The organism is Streptomyces sp. HUAS TT11 (genome assembly GCF_051553595.1).
GTDB lineage: Bacteria > Actinomycetota > Actinomycetes > Streptomycetales > Streptomycetaceae > Streptomyces.
On the sequence record NZ_CP196184.1, the window covers coordinates 4,810,130 to 4,832,233 of the forward strand.

26 protein-coding genes and 2 pseudogenes are annotated in these 22,104 nt (G+C 66.2%); 18 read left to right on the top strand and 10 right to left on the bottom strand.

The annotated features are described in order from the left end of the window. Positions 1 to 94: 94 nt before the first annotated feature. Positions 95 to 385, bottom strand: coding sequence for a hypothetical protein (locus ACSHXN_RS21495; RefSeq protein WP_438303546.1), 291 nt, complete (start codon positions 383 to 385; stop codon positions 95 to 97). A 209-nt stretch (positions 386 to 594) separates the two neighbouring features. Next, positions 595 to 1,212, bottom strand: a complete 618-nt coding sequence (locus ACSHXN_RS21500) for a GNAT family N-acetyltransferase (protein WP_355135207.1) — start codon at positions 1,210 to 1,212, stop codon at positions 595 to 597. 610 nt (positions 1,213 to 1,822) lie between these two features. Here ACSHXN_RS21500 and ACSHXN_RS21505 point away from each other — a divergent pair. Continuing rightward, positions 1,823 to 2,026, top strand: coding sequence for a hypothetical protein (locus tag ACSHXN_RS21505; RefSeq protein WP_356295048.1), 204 nt, complete (start codon positions 1,823 to 1,825; stop codon positions 2,024 to 2,026). 183 nt (positions 2,027 to 2,209) lie between these two features. Continuing rightward, on the top strand, positions 2,210 to 3,793 hold the full coding sequence (locus ACSHXN_RS21510) for a hypothetical protein (RefSeq protein ID WP_438303548.1): 1,584 nt from the start codon (positions 2,210 to 2,212) through the stop codon (positions 3,791 to 3,793). A gap of 334 nt (positions 3,794 to 4,127) precedes the next feature. On the opposite strand, the pseudogene ACSHXN_RS21515 reads toward ACSHXN_RS21510, so the two are convergent. Beyond that, positions 4,128 to 4,306: pseudogene (locus ACSHXN_RS21515) on the bottom strand (GntR family transcriptional regulator); the annotation flags it as partial. Positions 4,307 to 5,001: 695 nt separating this feature from the next. On the opposite strand from ACSHXN_RS21515, the gene ACSHXN_RS21520 reads away from it, so the two are divergent. After that, a complete protein-coding gene (locus ACSHXN_RS21520; RefSeq protein ID WP_383352444.1) occupies positions 5,002 to 5,463 on the top strand; it encodes a DUF7144 family membrane protein in 462 nt (153 codons plus the stop codon). A 703-nt stretch (positions 5,464 to 6,166) separates the two neighbouring features. Here the strand turns inward: ACSHXN_RS21520 and ACSHXN_RS21525 are convergent. Further along, positions 6,167 to 7,255 carry a cytochrome D1 domain-containing protein gene (locus ACSHXN_RS21525; protein WP_438303550.1) on the bottom strand — a complete coding sequence of 363 codons (1,089 nt, stop codon included), beginning with the start codon at positions 7,253 to 7,255 and terminating at the stop codon, positions 6,167 to 6,169. 410 nt (positions 7,256 to 7,665) lie between these two features. Here ACSHXN_RS21525 and ACSHXN_RS21530 point away from each other — a divergent pair, with 410 nt between their 5' ends. Beyond that, complete coding sequence (locus tag ACSHXN_RS21530) at positions 7,666 to 7,905, top strand: hypothetical protein (RefSeq protein ID WP_355135217.1); 240 nt, start codon at positions 7,666 to 7,668, stop codon at positions 7,903 to 7,905. A 1,024-nt stretch (positions 7,906 to 8,929) separates the two neighbouring features. Here the strand turns inward: ACSHXN_RS21530 and ACSHXN_RS21535 are convergent. Then, entirely contained in the window at positions 8,930 to 9,097 is a 168-nt protein-coding gene (locus ACSHXN_RS21535) for a hypothetical protein (RefSeq protein ID WP_355135221.1), read from the bottom strand. On the opposite strand from ACSHXN_RS21535, the pseudogene ACSHXN_RS21540 reads away from it, so the two are divergent. Further along, positions 9,022 to 9,570 (top strand): annotated as a pseudogene (locus tag ACSHXN_RS21540) (tyrosine-type recombinase/integrase); the annotation flags it as partial. The gene ACSHXN_RS21535 and the pseudogene ACSHXN_RS21540 overlap by 76 nt on opposite strands. A gap of 372 nt (positions 9,571 to 9,942) precedes the next feature. Continuing rightward, positions 9,943 to 10,134: an AbrB/MazE/SpoVT family DNA-binding domain-containing protein gene (locus ACSHXN_RS21545; RefSeq protein WP_355812795.1), complete on the top strand. Its 192-nt coding sequence runs from the start codon at positions 9,943 to 9,945 to the stop codon at positions 10,132 to 10,134. On the opposite strand, the gene ACSHXN_RS21550 is transcribed toward ACSHXN_RS21545, so the two are convergent. After that, the gene (locus ACSHXN_RS21550) at positions 10,109 to 10,573 is read right to left on the bottom strand and encodes a very short patch repair endonuclease (protein WP_355812723.1); all 465 of its coding nucleotides are present in this window, start codon (positions 10,571 to 10,573) and stop codon (positions 10,109 to 10,111) included. The genes ACSHXN_RS21545 and ACSHXN_RS21550 overlap by 26 nt on opposite strands. 89 nt (positions 10,574 to 10,662) lie before the next feature. On the opposite strand from ACSHXN_RS21550, the gene ACSHXN_RS21555 reads away from it, so the two are divergent. Then, entirely contained in the window at positions 10,663 to 11,919 is a 1,257-nt protein-coding gene (locus ACSHXN_RS21555) for a DNA cytosine methyltransferase (RefSeq protein WP_355812721.1), read from the top strand. Positions 11,920 to 11,993: 74 nt separating this feature from the next. Beyond that, entirely contained in the window at positions 11,994 to 13,205 is a 1,212-nt protein-coding gene (locus ACSHXN_RS21560; protein ID WP_355812719.1) for a restriction endonuclease, read from the top strand. 71 nt (positions 13,206 to 13,276) lie between these two features. On the opposite strand, the gene ACSHXN_RS21565 is transcribed toward ACSHXN_RS21560, so the two are convergent. From ACSHXN_RS21565 to ACSHXN_RS21580, 4 genes are all read right to left on the bottom strand, one after another. Then, positions 13,277 to 14,290, bottom strand: a complete 1,014-nt coding sequence (locus ACSHXN_RS21565) for a NaeI family type II restriction endonuclease (protein WP_355812716.1) — start codon at positions 14,288 to 14,290, stop codon at positions 13,277 to 13,279. Between the two features lie 106 nt (positions 14,291 to 14,396). Then, positions 14,397 to 14,600 carry a hypothetical protein gene (locus tag ACSHXN_RS21570; protein ID WP_355812713.1) on the bottom strand — a complete coding sequence of 68 codons (204 nt, stop codon included), beginning with the start codon at positions 14,598 to 14,600 and terminating at the stop codon, positions 14,397 to 14,399. 553 nt (positions 14,601 to 15,153) lie between these two features. Next, positions 15,154 to 15,717 carry a GNAT family N-acetyltransferase gene (locus tag ACSHXN_RS21575; RefSeq protein WP_355812710.1) on the bottom strand — a complete coding sequence of 188 codons (564 nt, stop codon included), beginning with the start codon at positions 15,715 to 15,717 and terminating at the stop codon, positions 15,154 to 15,156. Continuing rightward, positions 15,714 to 16,484, bottom strand: coding sequence for a GntR family transcriptional regulator (locus ACSHXN_RS21580; protein WP_438303553.1), 771 nt, complete (start codon positions 16,482 to 16,484; stop codon positions 15,714 to 15,716). Before ACSHXN_RS21580 ends, ACSHXN_RS21575 begins: the two co-directional genes overlap by 4 nt. A 161-nt stretch (positions 16,485 to 16,645) precedes the next feature. Between ACSHXN_RS21580 and ACSHXN_RS21585 the strand changes: the two genes are divergently transcribed. The 10 genes from ACSHXN_RS21585 to repSA all read left to right on the top strand — a co-directional run bounded on the left by ACSHXN_RS21585 (position 16,646) and on the right by repSA (position 21,894). Continuing rightward, positions 16,646 to 16,975 carry an SCO3933 family regulatory protein gene (locus ACSHXN_RS21585; protein ID WP_355812704.1) on the top strand — a complete coding sequence of 110 codons (330 nt, stop codon included), beginning with the start codon at positions 16,646 to 16,648 and terminating at the stop codon, positions 16,973 to 16,975. A 2-nt stretch (positions 16,976 to 16,977) separates the two neighbouring features. Further along, complete coding sequence (locus ACSHXN_RS21590; RefSeq protein ID WP_389122722.1) at positions 16,978 to 18,315, top strand: FtsK/SpoIIIE domain-containing protein; 1,338 nt, start codon at positions 16,978 to 16,980, stop codon at positions 18,313 to 18,315. Between the two features lie 17 nt (positions 18,316 to 18,332). Continuing rightward, on the top strand, positions 18,333 to 18,500 hold the full coding sequence (locus tag ACSHXN_RS21595) for a hypothetical protein (RefSeq protein WP_389122719.1): 168 nt from the start codon (positions 18,333 to 18,335) through the stop codon (positions 18,498 to 18,500). Positions 18,501 to 18,523: 23 nt separating this feature from the next. Next, entirely contained in the window at positions 18,524 to 19,237 is a 714-nt protein-coding gene (locus tag ACSHXN_RS21600) for a DUF2637 domain-containing protein (protein WP_385750771.1), read from the top strand. A gap of 22 nt (positions 19,238 to 19,259) precedes the next feature. Further along, positions 19,260 to 19,445 carry a mobile element transfer protein gene (locus ACSHXN_RS21605; protein ID WP_383356359.1) on the top strand — a complete coding sequence of 62 codons (186 nt, stop codon included), beginning with the start codon at positions 19,260 to 19,262 and terminating at the stop codon, positions 19,443 to 19,445. A 17-nt stretch (positions 19,446 to 19,462) separates the two neighbouring features. Continuing rightward, entirely contained in the window at positions 19,463 to 19,777 is a 315-nt protein-coding gene (locus ACSHXN_RS21610; RefSeq protein WP_385750774.1) for a SpdD protein, read from the top strand. A 93-nt stretch (positions 19,778 to 19,870) separates the two neighbouring features. Further along, entirely contained in the window at positions 19,871 to 20,053 is a 183-nt protein-coding gene (locus tag ACSHXN_RS21615; RefSeq protein ID WP_385750844.1) for a hypothetical protein, read from the top strand. A 5-nt stretch (positions 20,054 to 20,058) separates the two neighbouring features. Then, positions 20,059 to 20,271: a hypothetical protein gene (locus tag ACSHXN_RS21620; RefSeq protein ID WP_385750777.1), complete on the top strand. Its 213-nt coding sequence runs from the start codon at positions 20,059 to 20,061 to the stop codon at positions 20,269 to 20,271. A gap of 1 nt (position 20,272) precedes the next feature. Next, positions 20,273 to 20,509 (top strand): hypothetical protein, encoded by a 237-nt coding sequence (locus tag ACSHXN_RS21625; RefSeq protein ID WP_389122715.1) that lies wholly within the window; start codon positions 20,273 to 20,275, stop codon positions 20,507 to 20,509. Further along, entirely contained in the window at positions 20,506 to 21,894 is a 1,389-nt protein-coding gene (gene repSA, locus ACSHXN_RS21630) for a replication initiator protein RepSA (protein WP_389122714.1), read from the top strand. Before ACSHXN_RS21625 ends, repSA begins: the two co-directional genes overlap by 4 nt. The last annotated feature ends 210 nt before the right edge of the window (positions 21,895 to 22,104 follow it).

The window sequence follows — 22,104 nt, forward strand, 5'->3', positions numbered from 1 at the left end:
TCAGCAGCGGGTCCGGCCCGCGGCGTCCGACGTGAACCGGCACCCTGCCGCCCGTCCGCTCCACGAGCGGCGGAGCACCGTCCTCCGGGCGGCGTCACCGGTCGGTACCTCCGGACGCCTCCGCCGGCACCCCCACCTCCGAGAAGACCTCCAGCGCCTGCTGACGCACGAGTTCGGCGGCGTCGCCGGCCGTCTCCCGCAGGGCACGGGCGAGTACGAGGAGGGCGCGGGCCTCGCCGAGCCGATGACCGGTCCCGCGATGAACGGCCGGCGCCTCGCGACCCAGGCCGACGGCCGCGGTGTGCGCCGGCTCGGCCTCCGCAACGCGGCACAGAACGGTCAGCGCCTGCCCCTCCACCACTCGGAAGCCGTACTCGCGTGCCATGCACAGCGCCTCCTCGGCATGCCGACGGCGTCATCGTGGTGGCCGAGTTGCTGGTGGGAGCGAGAGGCCCGGGATGCTGTCCGCCTCCGGTCGTCTGAACCTCGCCTTCCGGGCCGGAGCGAGAGCTTGTGCGTCGGTCCGCAGGCTTCGCCGGACGGCGATCCGGATCGCGCCGATCGCCGGGGTGCCCGCGGCGCGGAAGACGTGTCTCAGCGGGTGGCGCGCCCCAGGTAGGTGAGCGGCCCGGGGGACCGTACCGGCAGGACGGAGAAACCGAGGCGGTCGTAGAAGGCGCGGGCGTCGGTGTTGGCGGTGACCATGCCGAGGTGGACCCGCTCGACGCCCTGCGCGGCCAGCGTTTCGAGGAAGGTGTCCATCAGCGCGCGCCCGTGGCCGAGCCGCTGGTGGCTCGGGAGCAGGTCGATGTGCAGGTGGGCCGGGTGGTCGGCGATCTCGGGCACGAGCATCCGCTCGGGGGTGTGCATCAGGTGCAGCATCACGCCCGTCGGTGTGCTCGGCTCGCCGGTGGGTGCGGGGTAGCGGTCGACCAGCCCCGGCAGCCACTCCTCCCGGAAGCGCCGCACGAAGGCCGGGGTGTCGGCGGTGCCGACGATGTACCCCACCGCCCGGTCGCCGTCGTCCACGACGAACGCCAGCTCCGGTTCCAGCTCCGCGTAGGGAGCGGCGAATATGTTGGGCAGCAACTCCAGGTCGGGGTAGGTCTGCCGGGAGTCACCGCCGTTCTCCGCCGTGCGCACGCAGATGTCGAAGAGGGCGTCGCGATCGGTGGGGCGGTAGGGCCGGATGAACGCGCGAGACGTCGTCATGCGTGCCATGATGCATGGTGTGGGAGCGCTCCCACAATGGCGGCGTCCCCTTCGAATGCTCTCCCCTCGATGGTCGGCGCGGTCCGCTGCGTCGCCTCTGAGGTGGCTGCCTCCGGACCGGTCGACGTGGCGCCGACGGATCTGCGCATGCCGGTGATGGAGGGCATCGGAGGCGACCCGGCGGCGGATGAGACTGCGGTTGAGACTGTCGTGTGGGGCCCTCTCGACTCTTGTGAGCTCCACGGATCTGGCGATCGGATCGTGTCTCATCGAGTGGTGTAGTCACTGGCCGAGCTGATTCGGTTCCGGCGGGGGAAGCGAAGTTTGACCGCTGCACATGAGAAGGGACGCCCCATCCGCGGTGCCAGGGAAGTCGCCGACTCACAAAGCTGTCCTGGCAAGCCTGGTCGAGGACTTCGGCGCGCACATGGAGCTCTTGGAGAGTGATCCGTAGGCGTGTGAGACCCCAGGATCCGGCTCTTGCGTGCAAAGGCGTTTACGAACACGTGTGCCGTCCATAAGATCCGTTCATCTTTCAAGGCCCTGCCGGGGGGACGCGCGGCGGGATCGCATCTGATGTGGGGACAACTGCATGCGTATTCGCGCCGCCATGGCTGCCGTTTCCGGGGCCCTGGCACTTTCCGCGCCTGCCCTGCCCGCCGCCCAGGCCGACGAGATCCGGGGCGCGGCCCCGGCGCCGTTCTCCGGCAAGGCCCCGGCGGACGAGATCCAGCGCTACCGGCGCTTCAGCTTCGCCGGCACCTCGACCACCGGTACGGCCGTGGCCGCCGGTGACTTCGTCGACGTGAGCTGACCGAAGACGCCTGCGGGCGCCGGTCCCTCAGCGGGGTCCGGCACCTCGGCCGTCCTCTCGGCCCGGCGGTCGGCCGCCGTGGTTCGAGCCCGTCGTCATCCCCTCGATTTCGAAAGCAGCAGTCCCTTGATCTTGAAGAGCGCCGCGCGAGCCGCGGCCATCAGCACCGCGATACTCGCCGGCATGGTCACAACCCCCGGTCAGGCAAGCGCCGACACCACCGGGCCCGTGGTCTCGAAGATCGGCAAGATCCGAACCGACACCGGGCTCGAGCTCACCGCCGGCATCGACGCCCCGGCCGGCGTCACCTCCGTGACGGCCACCATCACCGCAAGCACGGCCAACGTGCCCGGCACCTTCGTCAGCACGGTCACCGACTTCCACCTCGTCTCCGGCACCGCCACCTCCGGTACCTGGCAGAGCAGTGGCGCACTGGGACTCGACATCTACGCCTCGTACCGGGTCGCCATCACTGCGCAGGACAGCGAGGGCACGGTCTCCCTTCCCGGCCGCGGCGTCCTCGACTACCGCCCCTCGCCGGTCTTCCACGACACCGCCTACAAGCCCACGACCCTCAGCTTCGAGCACCAGGACATCAACGTCACCGGCCGGCTGACCGAGTACGACCCGGCCGGCGGCGACACCGGAACCCCGTGGCCGACCACCGCCGGCATGGGCGTCTACGTCACCTGGGACGGGCACACATCGCCCAACAACGCAACGGCAGCGGACGGCACCTTCGCCCTCACCGTCCACCCCGGCGACGTGCAGAACACCACCCTCCACGTCTTCGTCACCACACCGACGTACGCTCAGGGCCCGGACTCCGAGCCGATCACCTCCGTCGACTCCCCCGTACGCATCACCCTGGACCGCACCGGCAGCACCGGCGCCCTGGTCGGCAGCACGCAGGTCATCAGTGGAACCGCGGAACGCCGGCGGGAGGACGGCACCTGGGTGCCGCTCGCGAACATCCCGCTCCCGATCCACGACGCCACGGGCACACGAGCCACTTGGGCGACCACCGACGCGACCGGGCGGTTCAGCCAGACCGTGAGCGTCACCAACGACACCACGATCTGGACCGTCAGCGACACGCGGCCGTTCCTCGCCCTTACCAGCGTCAGGTACACCGTCGCCAAGCCCGTCGCGAAGGTGTCCCTGTACGCCAACAAGCCGACCGTCGACGCCTCCTCCCGCCTGCACATCTCCGGATACCTGACGGTCCCCGGCGCTCTGTGGCCGGGTGGCGGGCGGGTCTACATCCAGCAGTCCAACGACGGCCACACCGGCTGGACCAGCATCGGCTCCACCACGATCGACACCTCCGCCGACGGGTTCGCCGCCTCCGTGCTCACCGTCACCAACCCCCACGGCTACTGGCGCTACTACTACCCCGGCGCCACCGCCTTCACCGCCGCCTACAGCCCGGTCGTCCACGCCTTCCGCTATCAGACCGCCATCAGCGGCGGAAAGCCCAGCAGCACCCGGGTCACCAAGCACCACACCGTGACCATCAGCGGCACCCTCAAGCAGAACGGCTACGGCCACTGGACCCCCCTGCCCAAGGCCACCGTCCGGATCCTCTTCCGCCCCTCCGGCAGCAGCACCTGGCACCTGATCACCAGCGCCCACACCAGCAGCACCGGCCACTTTGCCGCTCACCCCACCATCACCCGCTCCGGCACCTGGCGCGTCGTGTACAAGACCCCCGACCAAGTCCACGTCAACGCCAACGGCCCCATGGTCAAGGTCACCGCACGCTGACGAACTGAGCGGTGCCGAACAGCAGGCCACCGCAGCAGTTCCCGACCATGAAGCGGTGTAGCCGATCAAGTTGGCAGAATGCAGTTCACAACCGGATTCGGGGCTACTGGGGCCGCCCTCGGACTGACACCCGACAGCCCGTGACGTCGGCCCGAGCCTCCATTTCGATCCGCAGGCAGCCGATCGCCGGCCAAGACCTCAAGCGGGATCGGCTGCACCACTCGGCGGGACGCCATCAGCGATCGTCAGCGACGCCGCACGATGGGCACTGCGACGCTGACGACTGCTGCCGCAGTACTCACCGGAGCTGCGGGACTCGAGAGAGCAGAGAAAGTTGCGTGCCCTCCTTCACCAGGCGGGCCCGCGCGTAGACCTCGGAGCCGACGGGGATGCCAAGCCCCTCCGCTACGAGGCTGTCCGCCTGGATCCGGCTCACGGTCTGCGTCTGCTCATTGCGCTTGTACGCGCGACCCGATGCAAAACGCGGTCAGCGATGAATGCGACTTCGGCACCAACTTTGCCTTGTCACGTGCCCGACGCGCTTCTCAAGGACGGACGTCGAAGGGCCCCACCACGAATGGTGGGGCCCTTCGACATCGTGCCCGGTGAGGCACTGGCGGAGGATACGAGATTCGAACTCGTGAGGGGTTGCCCCCAACACGCTTTCCAACTGTCCGCGTCCCCGTTCCGTGGCGTTCGTGGGCGTTCGCGCGGCAGGTCAGACGAGGTACGCGTACAACCGCGAACGCCAACGGCCATCGGCGCACTGGACAAAGACCAGGACAAGGAAGGTCAACGCCTGAGGGCGGGCACGGAAGCGCTGGCCGGCGACGATGCGGGTACCGGCTCGCACCACGACGGCTTTCAAGACCGCCCAGCCTCTACTTGTCAGATAATTCCTGACCTGCCTCATTCCCCAAGACGCTTGTCTGGGAGCGGGACTCTGGCCAGAGGATGGCCGCAGGGCGGCCTGAGGGCTGCTCCGATGCCGCCGACCGCCCGCCTGTCACGCTGTGTCCCAGCAGACTGGAGCCTGAACGTTGACCGCCGCTGTTCGGCACTGTTGGTGTCAGCTACTGGTGTCAGACATCCCCGCCGCACTTGACGACTGTCCTCTACGGCAGTAGACGGCTGGAGTCGCGGTGCCGAAGGATCGCGGTGATCCTGTCAGTGGAGCGTTGCTGGAGTCGCACGGACTGTGTGCGTCGGTGACCGTGCTGTACAGGAAGGTGGCGGCCATGGCAGCGATGCCGAGCGAGACACGGCGAGGACACGGGGGGCCAGGCAACAGCGAAAGGCTCAGCGGCGCGTCCCTGTTCGCTGGCGCCGTGATGATGCTCAGCGGGCCGCTCAGCATTCTCATGGGGGCATCCGGCATCGCAGGGGACAACCTGTTCGCCGCGTCCCGGTACGCCTATCGGTTCGACCTAACCGCTTGGGGCTGGATTCACATAGTGGTCGGACTGGCACTCGTCATTGCTGGCATGGGCGTCGTGACAAACCAGAGCTGGGGGCGTGGGGCTGGTGCAGCGGCGGCAGGGATCAGCCTGATCACCCAATTCATGTTCGTTCCGTACTACCCGCTGTGGGCCATCCCTGTGATGACACTCGACCTCTTGATCATCTTTGCCCTGACGAGGTTCCATGTCGGAACCAACGGCGGTCGGTGAATACCCTCAGCCCACCACTCACCCCAGCTCCCATCCCGTACGCCGTCGACCCACACACCGTGGAGCGGACGCCATGGGCCGCGTCTGCTCGGCCCTGCCTGGGCCGACGGTGGACGGGATGGGAGCTCCGCGCACGCCACTACGGGCCCGCAGTCGGGTACGGCGCCCCCCTCCATCCCGGTGCCGGCCGATCCCCCGCCGGAGGCATCGCCTTGACCGCAGGCCGCCTCTATGCGGTGATCGACTCATGGCCACCGGCCCTATCCACATGTGGGCGTGCGTCGGCGCAGCCCGCGCGGAGCGGGCCGAAGGCAGGAGCGTCGCGCGGAGCGGAGCCGGGAGCGCGCCCGGCGAAGCGGAGCGCAGCCGGGGCTTGATGCAAGTGGGGAAGGTTCTACCGCTCGCGCCACGACGGTTTTCAAGAGCGTCGCGGTATCACAGCCAGACCCCACTCTGACCTGCGTCAATGCGTTAACCGTCCCGGCGTGCCGGCACGTTGGCCCACACATGGCCCACGAGGCACCGAGTTGAGTCGCCGCCCCGCCGGGCGACCTTCCGCGTTTCAGGCGAGCCACGGCTCGACCAGGGTGCGGTAGTGAGCAATGGTGACGGCTGCTTGCGTATGCCTTCGGATGCTGCCGTCTGGGGACGTTGATGTCAGCGTTGATGTCAGAGGTCGGGCAAACGAAGAGACCCGCTGTCATCAGTGGTGGCCGGGCTTCTTCGGTTTCTCGGGCTTGTGGTGTTTGCCATTTCCCGGGGTGATCGCGACAGCGTCCGGGAAGGCGCCGACGGGGACGGTGGCGACGACGGTGTTGGTCGTGGTGTTGATCACCTGCACATTGTTCGTGCCGGCGGTGGTGACGTAGGCGCGTCGGCCGTTCGGGTTGATCGCCAGCTTCCATGGGTCGCTGCCGACGGGGATGGTGGCGACGACGGTGTTGGTGGTGGTGTCGATCACCGACACATTGTTCGAGGTGGTGTTGGTGATGTAGGCGCGTCGGCCGTCCGGGGTGATCGCGACATCCTGCGGCTCGCTGCCGACGGGGATGGTGGCGACGACGGTGTTGGTGGTGGTGTCGATCACCGACACATTGCCCGAGCCGAAGTTGGTGATGTAGGCGCGTCGGCCGTCCGGGGTGATCGCCACACCCCACGGGGAGGTGCCGACGGGGATGGTGGCGACGACGGTGTTGGTGGTGGTGTCGATCACCGACACATTGCCCGAGCCGAAGTTGGTGATGTAGGCGCGTCGGCCGTCCGGAGTGATCGCCACACCGGCCAGGGTGCCGCCGACGGGGACGGTGGCGACGACGGTGTTGGTTCTGGTGTCGATCACCGACACGCCCGAGAGGACGTTGGCGACGTAGACGCGTCGGCCATTCGGGGTGATCGCGATGCCGAGCGGCATGGTGCCGACGGGGATGGTGGCGACGACGGTGTTGGTTCTGGTGTCGATCACCGACACAGTGTTCGAACCGCGGTTGGCGACGTAGACGCGTCGGCCGTTCGGGGTGCTCGCCACGCCTTGCGGGCCGCTGCCGACGGGGACGGTGGCGACGACGGTGTTGGTTCTGGTGTCGATCACCGACACATTGCCCGAGCCGCCGTTGGCGACGTACGCGTCAGGGGACGGGTCGGCCCAGGCGGGGGATGAGGAGATGGCCGGTAGGGCCAGTCCCGCCAGCACGGCCAGTCCCGCCACGCACGCCCGCAGCCACGCCCAGGGCCCGCTCCTGTTCGGCCCCGGACCGCGACGTGCAGGTTTACCTGCCGGGTCGGTCAGATGCATCGCTCTCTCCTTGCAACCGGCGCCACGGCCCTGCGACCCCGGCAGCGAACGGGGGTGCTCTGGGGATCAGAAGAACCGTGAACTGGGGAAATCGAAACAAATGACATATAGGTCGAGTTCTGACAGGAAGTCAGCGAGGCGCGCCCGGCCGGCGGCCGTATGGGGTCCAGGTGCGGTACGCCACTGCACGAACGACCTGAACGCCAGGTCCCGCATCTGCCGGGCTCTGCCTGGAGGGGCAGTTGACAGGATGGGAGCTCTGATTCGATCCGTTGGGGGACGGACGCCCAAGGCGCTTTCCACCTTGTAAGCGGCCCTTTGGACAGATGATGGCCACAGAGCGCCCAGGGCGATTTGTCGTTTCCCCCTCGCACTAGACTCCCGGCTGCACTGAAGAGGGGAGCAATTAGATGACGCCATATCAACTGAGCGTAGAAATGGGCCAATTGGACCTTTACGTCGTTTTGGCGCTCGTAGCCATCTGGCTTGTGACGGGCCGATGGCGGTACCACCCGAGCCCTGAAGGGAGGAGCGCCGAGGAAGTCGAAGCCGAGTCGCGGCGACGTTCGCGGTTGGTCAACCGTTCGATTCTTGCTGCCGCCACGTTGTGGTTCCTGGCGGACGTGATCATCACCGTGTGGGCCTCGTGAAAGCGGACCGCTCCGCACCCGTCAGGTCAAGGAACGGCCGAAGTGCCCCACACTGGAATGAGGCCTTCCAGCGTGCCCTTCAGGCGGACGGGGCCGCAGCATCTGATCCGTAAGCAGGTGCAGCACCGTCGCGGACCGCCCGCCTGCTGGGATCTTTTGGCTCGTCCCCCGATTGCGAGCCCGCCGCCGTGCATAGTTGTACGCCTCTGTTGATGTCAGCGACTGATGTCGTGCAACAGGCCCTGGAACAGCACCTTCACTCGCGAAGCCGTGCCCTACTGGATGGGCTGTCCGCCACAGGTGCCGCCTCCTACGTTGCTGTCGGGGCCATCCGGCAGAGGGGTATTGACCCACGCCCCTGGGGCTGTCCTATCGACGGAGCCTGTTGTGTTCTGTGCTGCCGACGCTGTGACGACCACGGGAGGTACGGGGCGCGTGAACCAGTGCACGACTACAGCGACCAAAGGGACCCGTTGCCGGAATCCGATCATGGTCTGGTACGGCATCGGTCCTCATCCGCAAGTCTGCGAGAGCCACGCCACCCCAGAACAGAAAGCCGCGTCAACAGCAGCGCTGGGCATCCCCGTCGATCTCGCCACAGCGGACCCCGCCGCGGTGTTCCCTGGGGTGTCCATTACGCCGCAGCACCTCATCTGTGACGCCATGAGTGGCTGGGTGGCCAAGATCCGTGGCACGAACGATAAGTACATGTACGCTCGGACGTTTCTGAACCGTAGCCGCACGGAGCCCTACGGATGGGCACTCCCTGGCGACGGCCTGTACGAGTGCCGGGACATAGGCCCCCATGCCAAGTTCTCGTGCTTCTTCGTAGTGAAGGGCGCCTTGCGACGTCGAGTGGTACTGGTGTCCTCGGAGGAGGCCGCGCGGGTGGCTCGCCGGATGGGCCCGCAGCCCGCTGAGTGATTCAGGGCCAATCCCTGCTGCTGTCCGGGACAGCGACTTGGCCAAAGAGGCTGCGAGCCCCGGTCAGACCGGAGCCGGCCGGAGCCCGCAGTCATCCGGATCAGAGCCGCAGGAACAGGTACAACGCTCCCCACGCGGCCAGGCCGACGCCGAGTGCGGGGACGAGGGCGGGTGCCTGCACGGCGACCGTCACGGCGAAGGCGGAGCCGAACGCGGCGACGGCAAGGGCCGTCCGGTCGGTGGGCGGCGGGGTTGGTGAGGACGGCATCGAAAGGCCTCCAGAACACCAAGTCCCGAGCGGGCCGGCGTGCCGTGCCCCTGCCGGGGCCCCTGGTCGCCATGCTCCGTGCACACGCCGAGACGCAAGAGCGAGAGCGCAAGACGGCCGGTGACCTGTGGGCCGAGTCGGACTACGTGTTCACCAAGCGTCTGGGTGGTCCGCTGAGCCCGAACACGGACTACCACGACTGGAAGCGACTGCTGGAAGACGCAGGGGTTCGAAACGCCCGGCTGCACGACGCCCGGCACACGGCCGCCACCGTGCTCATGCTTCTCGGCGTCCCGGACCGCGTCATCGATCAGATCATGGGGTGGGAGCCGGGCACCTCCGCAAGCATGCGTGCGCGGTACCTCCACGTGCCCGACACCATGCTCAAGGACGTCGCCCGGAAGATCGCCGACGTCATCTGGGGACCCCCGGAGTCACCCGCTGTGGACAAAAACCAGGACAACGAGGTCTGAGGACAACGTCGAAGGGCCCCGCCGCGAGGTGGGGCCCTTCGACATCGTGCCCGGTGAGGCACTGGCGGAGGATACGAGATTCGAACTCGTGAGGGGTTGCCCCCAACACGCTTTCCAAGGGTGCTCGTTCCCACTGGAGGGCCGTACGGAGTCGTTCACCTGCGTTTATGGGTGGTCGCTGCCCTGGGCCTTGGCTGGCGCTGGTACTCGTCCGGACGGGGCAGAACCCGTGCGAATGAGACCAGAAGTGAGACCACGACCGGGACCGGCGTTGCTGGGCTGCCGGGAAGGCGACGCGCCTGCCCGAGCGTCCCGACCTGCAACTTCACCCGTCGCTTGCGATGGCGACTGCAGCATAGAAGGCTCTGTCCTGTGCTCAGAGAACCTATCCAGCTGACGATCGCAGAGGACGGCTCCGTCGTCCTCCCCCTTGGGGTGCTTGCCGAGGCAGGGCTATCGCCCGGGAGCTCCGTGCTGGCCTACAGCAACGGTGACGGCCGCATCGTGCTGCGCAGGGAAGAGGACGCGGTGCAGGACCTCATCCAGTTTGGGTGCCTCGACTAGCCGGGGCAGCGGCGTCGAGAACCGCGAGGATGCGCTCCACGGCCTCCTCCGGAGCCTCGTGCTCCCATACACGAACGACTGTCCATCCGGCGGCTGCAAGGGCCTCGTCGGCCGCCCTGTCCCGGGCGACGTTACGTTCTAGCTTTGGTCCCCAGTAGCCGCCATTGACACCGGGTTGCCGACCGTGCTCGGGGCAGCAGTGCCAGAAGCACCCGTCTACGAATACAGCCACTCGCGTGCGGGTGAAGACGATGTCGGGGCGTGGGCGCGCGCCCTCCAGCTGGAGGCGGACATCGACTCTGTAGCGCTTGCCTGCGGCGTGGAGCAGGGATCGAATGGTTCGCTCGGGCTTGGTATCCCGCCGCTTGATCGCAGCCATGTTCCGCGAGCGGCCGGGAGTCGGCGGCGTCGACGCTGCGGGGTCACTGTTGAGGGCCATCGGTTACACCGTAGCCAACACTGTCAGACCCTCGGTGTTGGATGCGTCAGGATGGTAGACCTGTGCAATCACGACATGGAGGTACGAGCGTGGCTGATCTGACGGCCGTGGAAATCTGCGCGGGCGCTGGGGGCCAGTCGCTCGGCCTTGAGCTGGCAGGGTTCGGCCATGAGGTGGCTGTCGAGCTGGACGAGAACGCGGTTAACACGCTGCGTGCAAACCGCGATTGGAACGTCGTGCAAGGGGACGTGGCCGACGAGGACCGCTGGGAGTCGCATAAGTACCACGGTGTCGACCTTTTGGCAGGAGGAGTTCCTTGCCCTCCGTTCTCGATCGCCGGTAAACAGCTCGGTGCTACGGACGAGCGCGACCTCTTTGCGTGGGCTGTTGAGCTAGCCGGGAGGATGAAGCCGCGGGCTTTGTTGCTCGAGAACGTACGTGGTCTCTCCATGCCACGCTTCTCTGCATATCGCCAGCATGTGAAAGATCGCCTTAAGGACCTCGGATACTGGTCTGACTGGCAACTGCTACACGCCAACGACTATGGCGTCCCGCAGCTGCGGCCGCGTTTTGTTCTAGTGGCCATGCGAAATGAGGACGCTCAATGGTTCGATTGGCCTAAAGCAACACCCACCGCCGAGACGGTCGGCTCTGTGCTGCATGACATGATGGCTGTCAATGGCTGGCGCGGCGCTGATGCCTGGGCTGAAAAGGCAAGTGATATCGCCCCGACGATTGTCGGTGGCTCGAAGAAGCATGGCGGGGCCGACCTTGGTCCAACCCGCGCTAAAGCGGCCTGGCTCAAACTCGGCGTGGATGCCATGGGCGTTGCCAACGAGCCGCCAGGTGCTTCGGATCCCGTGGACTTCCTGCCTAAGCTGACTACCGACATGGTGGCGCGTATTCAAGGTTGGGGAAGAGGGAAGGAGTACGAGTGGCGCTTCACCGGGCGTAAGACGGCCAAGTACCGGCAGATTGGCAACGCGTTTCCACCTCCTGTTGCGCGAGCCCTAGGCACAGCAATCGCTAATGCTTTGAAGCATGAGGGCAAGCGGAAGAAGCTGTCAGAGGTAGAGAACGAAGTAATGCATGATCGTCTCTACCTGGCGTTGAAGAGTGCTTCGACTGCGCTTACGGAAAAAGAGATCGTGAAGCTCTCCGGCGAGAAGATGGACTCGTTGGCCTTCGAGCGTCGAATGGCCATGCTCGCACGGGACTTTGTGATCGATGAGGACGACCAACTCGGCGGACGGGCGTATCGCCTCGCGGGATTCAAGGGCTTCATAGGGCAGGAAGATCACGAGCGGCATACACGCTTCGCTGAGATGCGCTCGCGCATTAGCTAACTCGCGTGGTGGCTCGGCTTCTAGGCCCCTACACCATAGACCTAGTGTCAGTGCGAACTGCTATATGTAGGTGCATGACTGTTAGCTCTTTGCCCGAGCCTCACTTCCCGTTCGATGATCTGTCACAGGCTGACTTGGTCGTTGACTCGGTGTACGAGGGTGGCTCCAAGGGCAATATGGGGGACGATCCGCTTGCCCGGCTATTTAAAGGTGTCGGGAATCAGGGAGGAATCCGCTATGTCGGATCTCCAGCAAAAGGGTCCGTTCGGCTGGCTGTTCTCTATACGTCGGGAATGGACGTGGACTGGCCTGACTCTCTTGATGTAGAGACAGGGATCGTCACGTATTACGGGGACAATAAAAAACCCGGTCGGGAATTGCATGACACGCAACCTAAAGGCAATATTCTGTTGCGTGACATGTTCGCGGCTTCGCACGGCAGTGAAGAAGAACGTTTGGTTGGTGTGCCGCCAGTCTTCCTCTTTCAGAGGGAGTTGGGGGTTGGCCGATCCGTTCGGTTCCGCGGCCTGCTTGTTCCCGGTAGCCCTGCTATCTCTCCGGATGAGGAACTGGCCGCTATTTGGAGGTCTTCGAAAGGGCGGCGATTTCAGAACTACCGAGCGCGGTTCACTGTGCTTGATCACGCTCGCATTTCACGTGACTGGATAGAGCATCTGGTATCGGGCGGCCACCCACTCGAGAGTGACTGCCCCATGTCATGGGCTACATGGATTCGGAAGCGTACCTACGTGCCCTTGCTCGCACCAGCCACTACGGCCATTAGAACTAAAGCTGAGCAGTTGCCAGATGACAGGGAAGGCTGGGCCATCCTTGAAGTGATCCGTGAGTACTTCCGAGGTCGAGACCATCATTTTGAACGTTGTGCGGCGGCTCTCTGGCGCATGGTCGCACCACGCACGGGCTCTCTCGAAGTCACTCGGCCCAGCCGCGATGGCGGGCGTGATGCAGTGGGTCAGTACATCCTTGGGCATGCATCGCGCACGATTAGTATTGACTTCGCGCTTGAGGCCAAGTGTTACTCGCCGGACAACTCGGTTGGAGTACGCGAGATGTCTCGATTGATTTCTCGGTTGAGACATCGGAATTTCGGTGTCCTTGTGACCACGTCCTACTTCCATAAGCAGGTGCAAGAGGAGGTGGAGGAGGATGCTCATCCCATTGTGATGATTTCGGGACGAGACATTGTTGAAATCCTTCGGTCGGAAGGGCGCACTACAGTGGATGCAGTGCGACGTTGGCTTAATGAAACTGTCCCTCTTGCCTGAAGGTGTAGCTGTCGGCGGGACTCCGCCCCGCGGTCTTCCGGGAATGGGAGGGCGGAGTCCCTTGAGCCCGTTTATTCCTCTGGGTCGGTCGAGATCTTTTTCCGGGGGATGACTGGAGCCGTTACCTTGGGGTCGTCATCGTTAGCGATAACCCAGTGCTGGCCTTCGATTTCGGCAATGGGCCGTCCGTCCCGTGGTTCCGGTGCAGGGACCACACGTACAGAGATAAATTCCCCCTTGTTGGGAACTGGAAGATCGAGCGACCGCGCCACAAACGGATCGTTATCTTGGTGGCCTAGGACGAGGATCCCATCCGGTCTGAGTGCGTCGCGTGCACCGCCGTTGCTGCGCGCTCGTTTGAGCGGATCATCTAGTCCGTGACCAACGGTCTCTAGGGTGACCCTTCGGACTATTACGTTTTGAATTTCAAGGAAGAGTTGGTTAATTCGCGCCTGCCCGCTCTTGCCCTTTACTTTTCCCGTGGCGGACATGATCCGTGCACGCTTGGCAGGGTCCATGTGCAGCAGTTGGTTGGAAGGAAGTTTCCTTTCGCCACCCCACAACCAAGAGATGGAGTCGACCCCTGACGGGCTGAGCCGCCGCTTCTTGTCGCGATTCTCCGTCGTTCTCAGGTTTTCTTCGGAAGCCCGGACAAGTCCGGCTTTCCATGTACTCTTTTGGTCGCTAGCCGTAATTACCAGGCAGATGTACCCAACTAGTTCAGGTCCGATTTCCCAGCCTCCGACCCTTTGGGCATATTTGCAGTCGACCTCGATTCCTTCAATCAAGTAGTCTGCTACTTCGCCCTCGGTGAGGCCAAAATCCTTGTAGATGTTGATTTCGACGAGAGTTCCCATATGGGTTTTCTCGGTCTTATGCAGCTGCGTGTAATCCCAGCGTCCCATGCGCCGACCGTCTAGAAGCTGGTCATAGGTGGACCGGATGACTTCGGCCATATGGTGACCATCCGGGTCCATTGCATACAAGGCGGCCTTAACCGCCTCAACGTCTTCGTCTTCGTTGGGGCCGGTAGAGAGCCCGGGGATAGGCAGAGTCACGAGCGGCATTGAAGCCGGCTCGATCATGGGATGACGAGACTTTGCGCCCTAGAAAGGTCGTCCGCCCGGAGCCGGGACGGACCGCTGCTGTCCGCGCTTGTTCACGTCAGGTGTCAGGACACCTCTTGACCGATCAGCTTTCGCCGCGGCCGGGCGCTGTGAGATCCACCCATATCCAAGGCTTCCGGTGCCACGTACGCACTTCGCCTATGACAAGATCAATGGTCATCCCCACGGACGGCAGCTCCTGGGCGAGTCGATTAACTCCAGGTTCGCTCTTGCGGCGAATCAGGTCCAGTGAGGCGCCCACGGGTTCGTAGTCGTTGAGTTCTGCCATGAGGCCCCATGGTTCGTGACTGGTGATCGTTGCTTGGACGGTCGCACCCTGACGAAGCTCGCTGAGGGGACGCCTCGACTCCTCTGCCATGACGGCATCATCTCTCCTCAGCCCACCACTTTCCCCAGCTCCCATCCCGTCTGCCGTCGACCCACACACCGTGGAGCGGGCGTGGTTCATGGCGTCCAGGTGGAGCGCGCCACTGTACGTACGACCTGGACGCCATGGGCCGCGTCTGCTCGGCTCTGCCTGGGTCGACGGTGGACGGGATGGGAGCACCCCGCGCTCGCCACGACAGGGTCGCAGCCGGGAATGGCGCCCCCTCCATCCCGGTGCCGACCGATCCCCCGCCGGAGGCATTGCTTTGACCGTGGATCGGGCTATGCGGTGATCGACTCATGACCGTGCGGCCTTATCCACCTGTGGGCGCGCGTCGGCGCAGCGTGCGCGGAGCGGGCCGAAGGCAGGAGCGCAGCGTGCAGCGGAGCCGGGAGCGCGCCCGGCGGAGCGGAGCGCAGCCGGGGCTTGATGAGGTAGAGAAACCTGTAACAGCTCAGGCATGCAACGGTTCAGGGCTGGGCGTCTCGTCACCGAATCCGTGATCGGCGAGCCGTGAGGGACGTTGGGCAAGCCAGCCTGAGACTCGTGGGCCACCGTTGACGGCGTTGCCTTCTAGGACGGTCCTCACGTGCTGGAAGCCTTGGTCAAGGTAGTACCGCTGGAGTCGCTCGTTGGTGGTCCATGCGTCAAGACGTAGCCACTGTGCGCCTGCTCGGCACGCGCGGTTCCCGGCCCAGTCCAAGAACCTGCCACCGAGGTTTTGTCCTGCGTAATCGCGAGAAATCGTCAACTTGTTGACGAACATCGAGGGCTGGGCGAGTTCCTCGTCCGACCACAACCCCTCCTCTGCTTCAGGAGTGAGGGTGATCGTGCCGGCGGTCCGCTCCCCGTCTCTCAGCATGAAGACGGTGCCGCCTTCGATGGTGGCCAAGAGGCGATCGGCGGGGTACGGGCGCTTCCACTGATCACTGCCCAACTTGCTGATCCAGGTTGCGGCCTCGACACGAAAGGCCAGCAACTGTTCGAGGTCGGCCGGGGTGGCGGTAGTGACTCTCACTTGGCTTCGTTCTCCCGGGCGGACAAGTCGCCGATCTCGTAGTTCATGCGATTGAGGTCGCCGCGAAAGGTCGTGATCGTGCAGCGCGCGGGACGTTCCGCGGTGTAGCCCGTGCGTGTCCAGAGCAGAACCGGGATGCCGGGGCCGATCTCCAGCAGGCGGGCTTCGTCTGGCGTGGGCATGCGAGTGGCGATCTCGTCGGCGTACCCGACCTGCTCGATGCCGAGGCCAGCCAGGTAGCGAGTCGTTCCCTCGTCGATGTCGCCGGGCTCAGTGAGACGCGGTGCTTGCTGAACGAGCCAGTCCGGGTAATACGTCGCTTGAGTCGACCAGGGCACATCGTCAACGAAGCGGTGGCAGAACCGCAGGACAGAGCGTGCGCCTGAGTCCACCTTGAGCCGTTCGGCGATGTAGTCGGATGTAGTGGTCACCTCGACCCGGAAGGTCTGATGCGGACGACGGCCCGCATTGGTCACGTCCGTTGAGTACCCATCGCCGTTCTGCGGAAAGGTCAGGTTCTCGAAGCGGGAGGCGTTCAGCTCGAACACCTCGTGCTTCCGCACCTCATAGCCCAGGCCCTGGCTCGAGGCGATGAGTCCCTGGCCGACCAGCACGCCCAGTCCAGAGCGGACGGTGTTCCTCGAAGCATCGAAGCGGATGGCCAACTCGGCTTCCGAGGGGAGCCGGGTACCTGGCGCGTAGACGCCGTTGTCGATCTCTCGGCGCAGTGCGTCGGCCACCTGTTGATACTTCGGCTGCTTGCTCATACACCCCATCATGACGCACTCGCTCAACTTGTTGGTACAGGTACGCGCAAAGTGCTTGACGCCTCACTTCGAGTGCTGCAATCTCTAGATATCAGCTTGTACCTACAAGCTGAACAAGAGGTCCAAGGGGCCTAACTCTGACCTGTCTGAGGAGACGCAGGATGCCGTCCTTCAAGATTGATCTTTCGACCGCTGTGGTGTTCGTGGCGACTGCGCCCGTGCCGAAGCTGGTCAACCAGAAGACTGGTGAGCGGGCTGTGGACCGGGAGACCGGTGCGGGTCTGTCGACCGTGGGTCTGCTGGTCTCGGATGAGGGGGAGGGGAACCTCTACCAGGTCACCATCCCCGAGACGGGTTTCCCGGAGGGTCTGGCGCCGGGGACGCCGGTCAAGGTCGTCGGGCTGAAGGCTCGTGACTGGGAGAACGAGTTCAACGGGCAGAAGCGGCACGGGATCTCGTTCCGCGCGGTCGCGGTCACGTCGGCGGTCTGACCATGACCGACCTGACGATGTGGCTGGAGGCCACGGGAGCTTTAGCGGGGGCCGGCGGTCTGGGCTATGCGAAGGTACGCGCTCCTCGCGTGTACTGGTCGCTGGTCGGACTGCCGGTCACCTGGGGCCGGTTCACGATCACCTACCGCTCGACGATGGACGTGTGCGGGCTGACGGTGCAGCCGTCCCGCCTGCGGGCGTTCCTCACGAAGAACGTGGCCCACCGTGAGGTGCTGCCGGTCCCGCCGAAGGTCCGCCGGGTCAGGGGCACGTCGACGGGGCTGCGGGTGACCTTGCGGCTTCCCGCCGGTCTGGAACCGGCTGACCTGGTGGCGGCCTCTGAGCGGCTGCGGCACGCCTGGGGCGTTCACTCGGTGACCATCGCCGAGACCAAGCCGGGGTATGTCGAGTTGCGCATGACGGGCTATGACGTGCTGCGCCGGGTGCAGATGCCGCGCGGGTCACGCCCGGAGGGCCTGGCCGTTCGGGTGGCTTTGCGGGAGGACGGGACCGCGTTCGTCCGCGACTACCGCAAGGTGCCCATGGCGCTGACCCTGGGCGCCAACAACTCCGGAAAGTCCGTCTACCAACGGAACCTCATCAAGGGCTTGGCGCGGTTGCCGGTGGCGCTGGTCGGCATCGACTGCAAGCGCGGTGTCGAGCAGTCCGCGTACGCGCCTCGGCTGTCGGCCCTGGCCACCACCCCGGATGACTCCGCCTCCCTGCTGGATGTGCTGGTGGCGGAGATGGAGTCCCGTTTCGACCTGCTGAGCCTGCACGGCGTCTCCGACGTGTGGGACCTGCCCGAAGCCGTGCGGCCGGTGCCGGTCGTCGTCCTGGTCGACGAGGTGGCGGAGCTGTTCCTGATCGCCTCCCGCAAGGACGAGGAGCGGCGGGAGCGGATCGTGACCGCGTTGATCCGGCTGGCGCAGATGGCCCGCGCGGTCGGCATCCACCTGGAGATCTGCGGGCAGCGCTTCGGCTCCGAGCTGGGCAAGGGCGCCACCATGCTGCGGGCCCAGCTCACCGGGCGGGTCGTGCATCGGGTCAATGACAAGCAGACCGCCGAGATGGGGCTCGCCGACGTAGCCCCCGATGCCGTCCTGGCCGCCGGTCTCATACCGGCCGAACGCCCCGGAACTGCGGTCGCCGCGGACTCCTCGGGCGGCTGGGCGAAGATCCGCACCCCGCACACCTCACGCGCTGAAGCGACGGCGGTGTGCCGGGAGTTCGCCCACCTCGTCCCTGACTTCCCCGCCCTCGATCCCTTCCGTCCGCACGTTCCCGCGGACGCCCCGGCGTCCGGGTCCCTGGTCAAGCCGCTGCCGGTCACGGACTGAAAGGGGGAGAGCCCGTCATGGCCACACGTAAGAACGCCAAGCCCAAGACGGTCGCCTGTCCGGTCTGCCTAGGCAGCGGCGACGTTCCCCGCACGGTCCATGTCGGACGCAAGCGCCGGGCCGTCGGCCAGCAATCCGGCTTCTGCCTGAACTGCCTCGGCACCGGCCTCGACCCTGACGCCTGACCGCGAGAAAGGAACCCGCCATCATGACGAAACCGCAGGCAGAACGCACTGCGCTTCTCGCGGCCGGGGTGGTCATCTTCGCCCTGACCGGGGCCGCGTTCTGGCTGTCTTACGCCCATCTGGCGGGGGTGGCCAAGACCAACGGTCTCGCTTCCTCTACTGCCCGCATGTGGGCCTGGCCCGCCACCCTCGATCTGTTCATCGTCGCTGGTGAAGTCCTCATGTTCCGGGCCGCTCTGCGTCACGTCACCGACTGGTGGGCGGTCGGCCTCACCGTCGCCGGTTCGCTCGGCTCTATCGGGCTGAACGTCGCTGGCGTCGGTGGTGGGCAACCCGTCCTGCACTACGTCGTTGCCGCCGTACCGCCGTCCGCAGCGTTGCTCGCCTTCGGTGCCCTCATGCGCCAGGTACACCACCTCGTCGACCCGGCGGCCCCTCCCGAGCACAACCCGGTTCCGCTGGCGGTGCCTGACGCGGAGACGGAATCCGTGGAGCGAGTCAGTCTCGATCGCATCCCGGACCCGACACCGGCACCGGCGGCAGAACTGCCCGCAGCACCCCCGGTGCCTGCAACCGCACCGGTTGTTCCGCGGGCCTTGCTCGATCACGCCCGGTCGATTGCCGCCGCGCACCGGAACACGACGGGCGAGCCGATCACCGCCGACGCGCTTACTACCCGGCTGGGTCTGCCCGCGTCGACCTGCCAGGCAATCGCCGCCCAACTCCAACTCACCTGACCCGAAGGGAGGCTCCGCCTCTATGCGCCCGAATCGCTTCTACCGGGTGGTGCAGATCGGGCCGGTCAAGGTCGGCTCCTACAACAACGGCCGTGGCCAGACCCGGCACACCGCCGCCTGCACCGCCCCCGGCTGCGGTTTCTCCACCGAGCACCGCGACCGCTCAGCGGCCGAACTCGCCGCCCGCACCCACCGCTGCACCGCCTGACCGAGAGGAGAGATCCCGTGTTCACCCCGAAGTACCCGACCCCGGACACCGCCCCCACACCCACCACCACGGCGCAACCGTCCACCACGACGCCCCCGATCCCCGCCCCGCAGACGAGCCCGGCCCCGGTCGCCCCGGCATCGAGCCGGCCGACTGTTCAGCTCACCCCGGGCAGCGCGCTCGCCCTCGCCGCCGGTGGTGGTGCGGTGGTCCTGGTCGTCGGCGCGGTCCTGGTCTCCATGCTCCTCGCGGTCGCCATCACCGCCATGTCCGTGGCCGTGGTCGCGGTCGTCCTCAAGTCCCTGCTGAAGGACCTCGCCAAGCAGCGCTAACAGCCCCCGGAGCGGCCTCGGTCGCCAAACTTCCGCCGCTCCGGGCGCCTTCCCACCTTCCTGATCCAACGGACCCGAAAGGGAAACCCCATGATGCCTCAGCACGCCCTGAGCACGCCCGTCTGCCGCGACTGCGACGGCTTCGCCACCGCCGCCATCACCACCGGCACCCGCCACGCCGACGGCACCCGCGCCACCCTCACCGTGGCCTGCCTGGCCTGCCGCGGCACCGGCCACACCACCCGCACCGCCGCGACCGTCACGGCCGGGAGGTGAGCCGCATGTTCCGCAAGCTCCCCAGCGACCTGCACCCCACCGAGGACCGGCCTGGCCTGCGCGTCCGCGGCGGCACAACGTACTCCCGCTCCCAAGGCGACTACGTCTGTGGCGGCTGCGGCGCCGAAGACCGCGCCAACGGCGACGACGACGTCAAGGCCCTGGTCGCGGACTACACCGACAACCACGGCCCCGCCCACCGGAACGGGGGCAAGTGAGATGAGGAGTCTCACCACCTCGGCCCACATCGAGCCGGACACCCGCTTCCGCGTCACCCCCTTCACCGACCCCGCTGACCCCTTCGTCAGCCTCCGCATCGGCGGCGACTCCATCGACATCGCGCTGATCGCCTCCCGGGAAACCTCCGAGACCCTGCGCAACCTGGCCGCCGCCGCGATCGAAGCGGCTGACGCCCTGGACGCCCTGGCCCCCGATATGCCGGAGGCGCGCGCGTGAACGACACTGCCACCACGGCGGGCCTGGACCCGGCCACCCTCGCCGATGTGCTGAGGCTGGCCGGGGCTCCCGGCTTCGACCGCTGGCGAGAACAGATCAAACGAACCGGCGGCTGCGCCGATCCGATCCGCCTCAGCGGGGCAACCAAGACCATCGACCGGGCAACCGGCCACGTACTGCACTCCTACAGCACCGACCAAGAGCCGGGAGGCACGCTCCGGGTCGCCTGCGGCAACCGCCGTGCCTCCCGCTGCCCGGCCTGCGCCTGGACCTACGCCGGAGACACCTACCACCTGATCCGGGCCGGACTGGTCGGGGACCCCGACAAGGGCACCCCGCACACGATCCGCGACCACCCCCGCGTCTTCGCCACCCTCACCGCGCCCTCATTCGGCCCGGTCCACAACCGACCCGGAAACCGTCCCTGCCGCTGCGGCACCCGCCACACCGAGGACGCCCCGGCGCTGGGCACTCCCCTCGACCCGGCCACCTACGACTACGCGGGCGCCGTGCTGTGGAACAACCACGCCTCCGACCTGTGGCGGTACTTCATGATCTACCTCCGCCGCGAGATCGCGAAGCGGGCTGGACTCACCCAGAAGGACGCCCACGAACAGTCCCGGGTCTCCTTCGGCAAGGTCGCCGAGTACCAGAAACGCGGTGCAGTCCACTTCCATGCCGTGATCCGCTTCGACGGCCCCGGCGGACCCGACGATCCGCCCCCGGTCTGGGCCACGCTCGAGCTGCTCACCGATGCCATCCACGCGGCTGCTGCCCGCGTCGCGGTCGATGTCGACCCTGCTGGGGACCAGCCCGCCCGCACTTTGCGCTGGGGCACACAGCTCGACGTCCAGCCGATCGGCGCCTTCGGCCACGGCGAAGAGATCACCGAACAGGCGGTCGCTTCCTACGTCGCCAAGTACGCCACCAAAGCAGCCGAGACCACCGGCACCGTCGACCGCCGCATCGGCAACAAAGAAGCCCTAGTCCTGCTCGAGGTACCCGACCATCCCCGACGGCTGATCGAGGCATGCCTCGACCTGCACCCGATTTACCCGGGCCGGAAGTTACGGGACTGGGCTCACATGCTCGGCTTCCGCGGCCACTTCTCCACCAAGTCCCGCCGCTACTCCACCACCCTCGGCGCCCTGCGCCAGGTCCGCGCCGACTACCGCGCCGCCCAGCAACGCGCCGCCCTCGGCCTGCCCGACCCCGACGACAACCCGGAGGCAACCACCCTCACTCTCGCCCACTGGACCTACGCCGGACACGGCCACACCCCCGGCGAATCCTGGCTCGCCGCCACCGTCCACCGCGACATCCAACACAACCGGCAAACGGCTCATGAAGAACTGGCCGCTCTAGGAGGCGCCGATTATGCGTGAACGCCTGCGGAAGGTGCTGGGCTCAGATTGCCCGGTGTGCCGCGAACTGCCTTGTGCCGACTGTGCCGCCTGCTGCACCGCCTTCGCAGCCGCAGAGTGGACGGCCTGCCTTGAGTGCGGCGGCACCGGTCGCCACTCGACCGAGCCTCGCTTCCCATGCCCGGTCTGCGCGGGCTCCACGCTCGTGCCGGCTCGTGACGTTCTGATCTT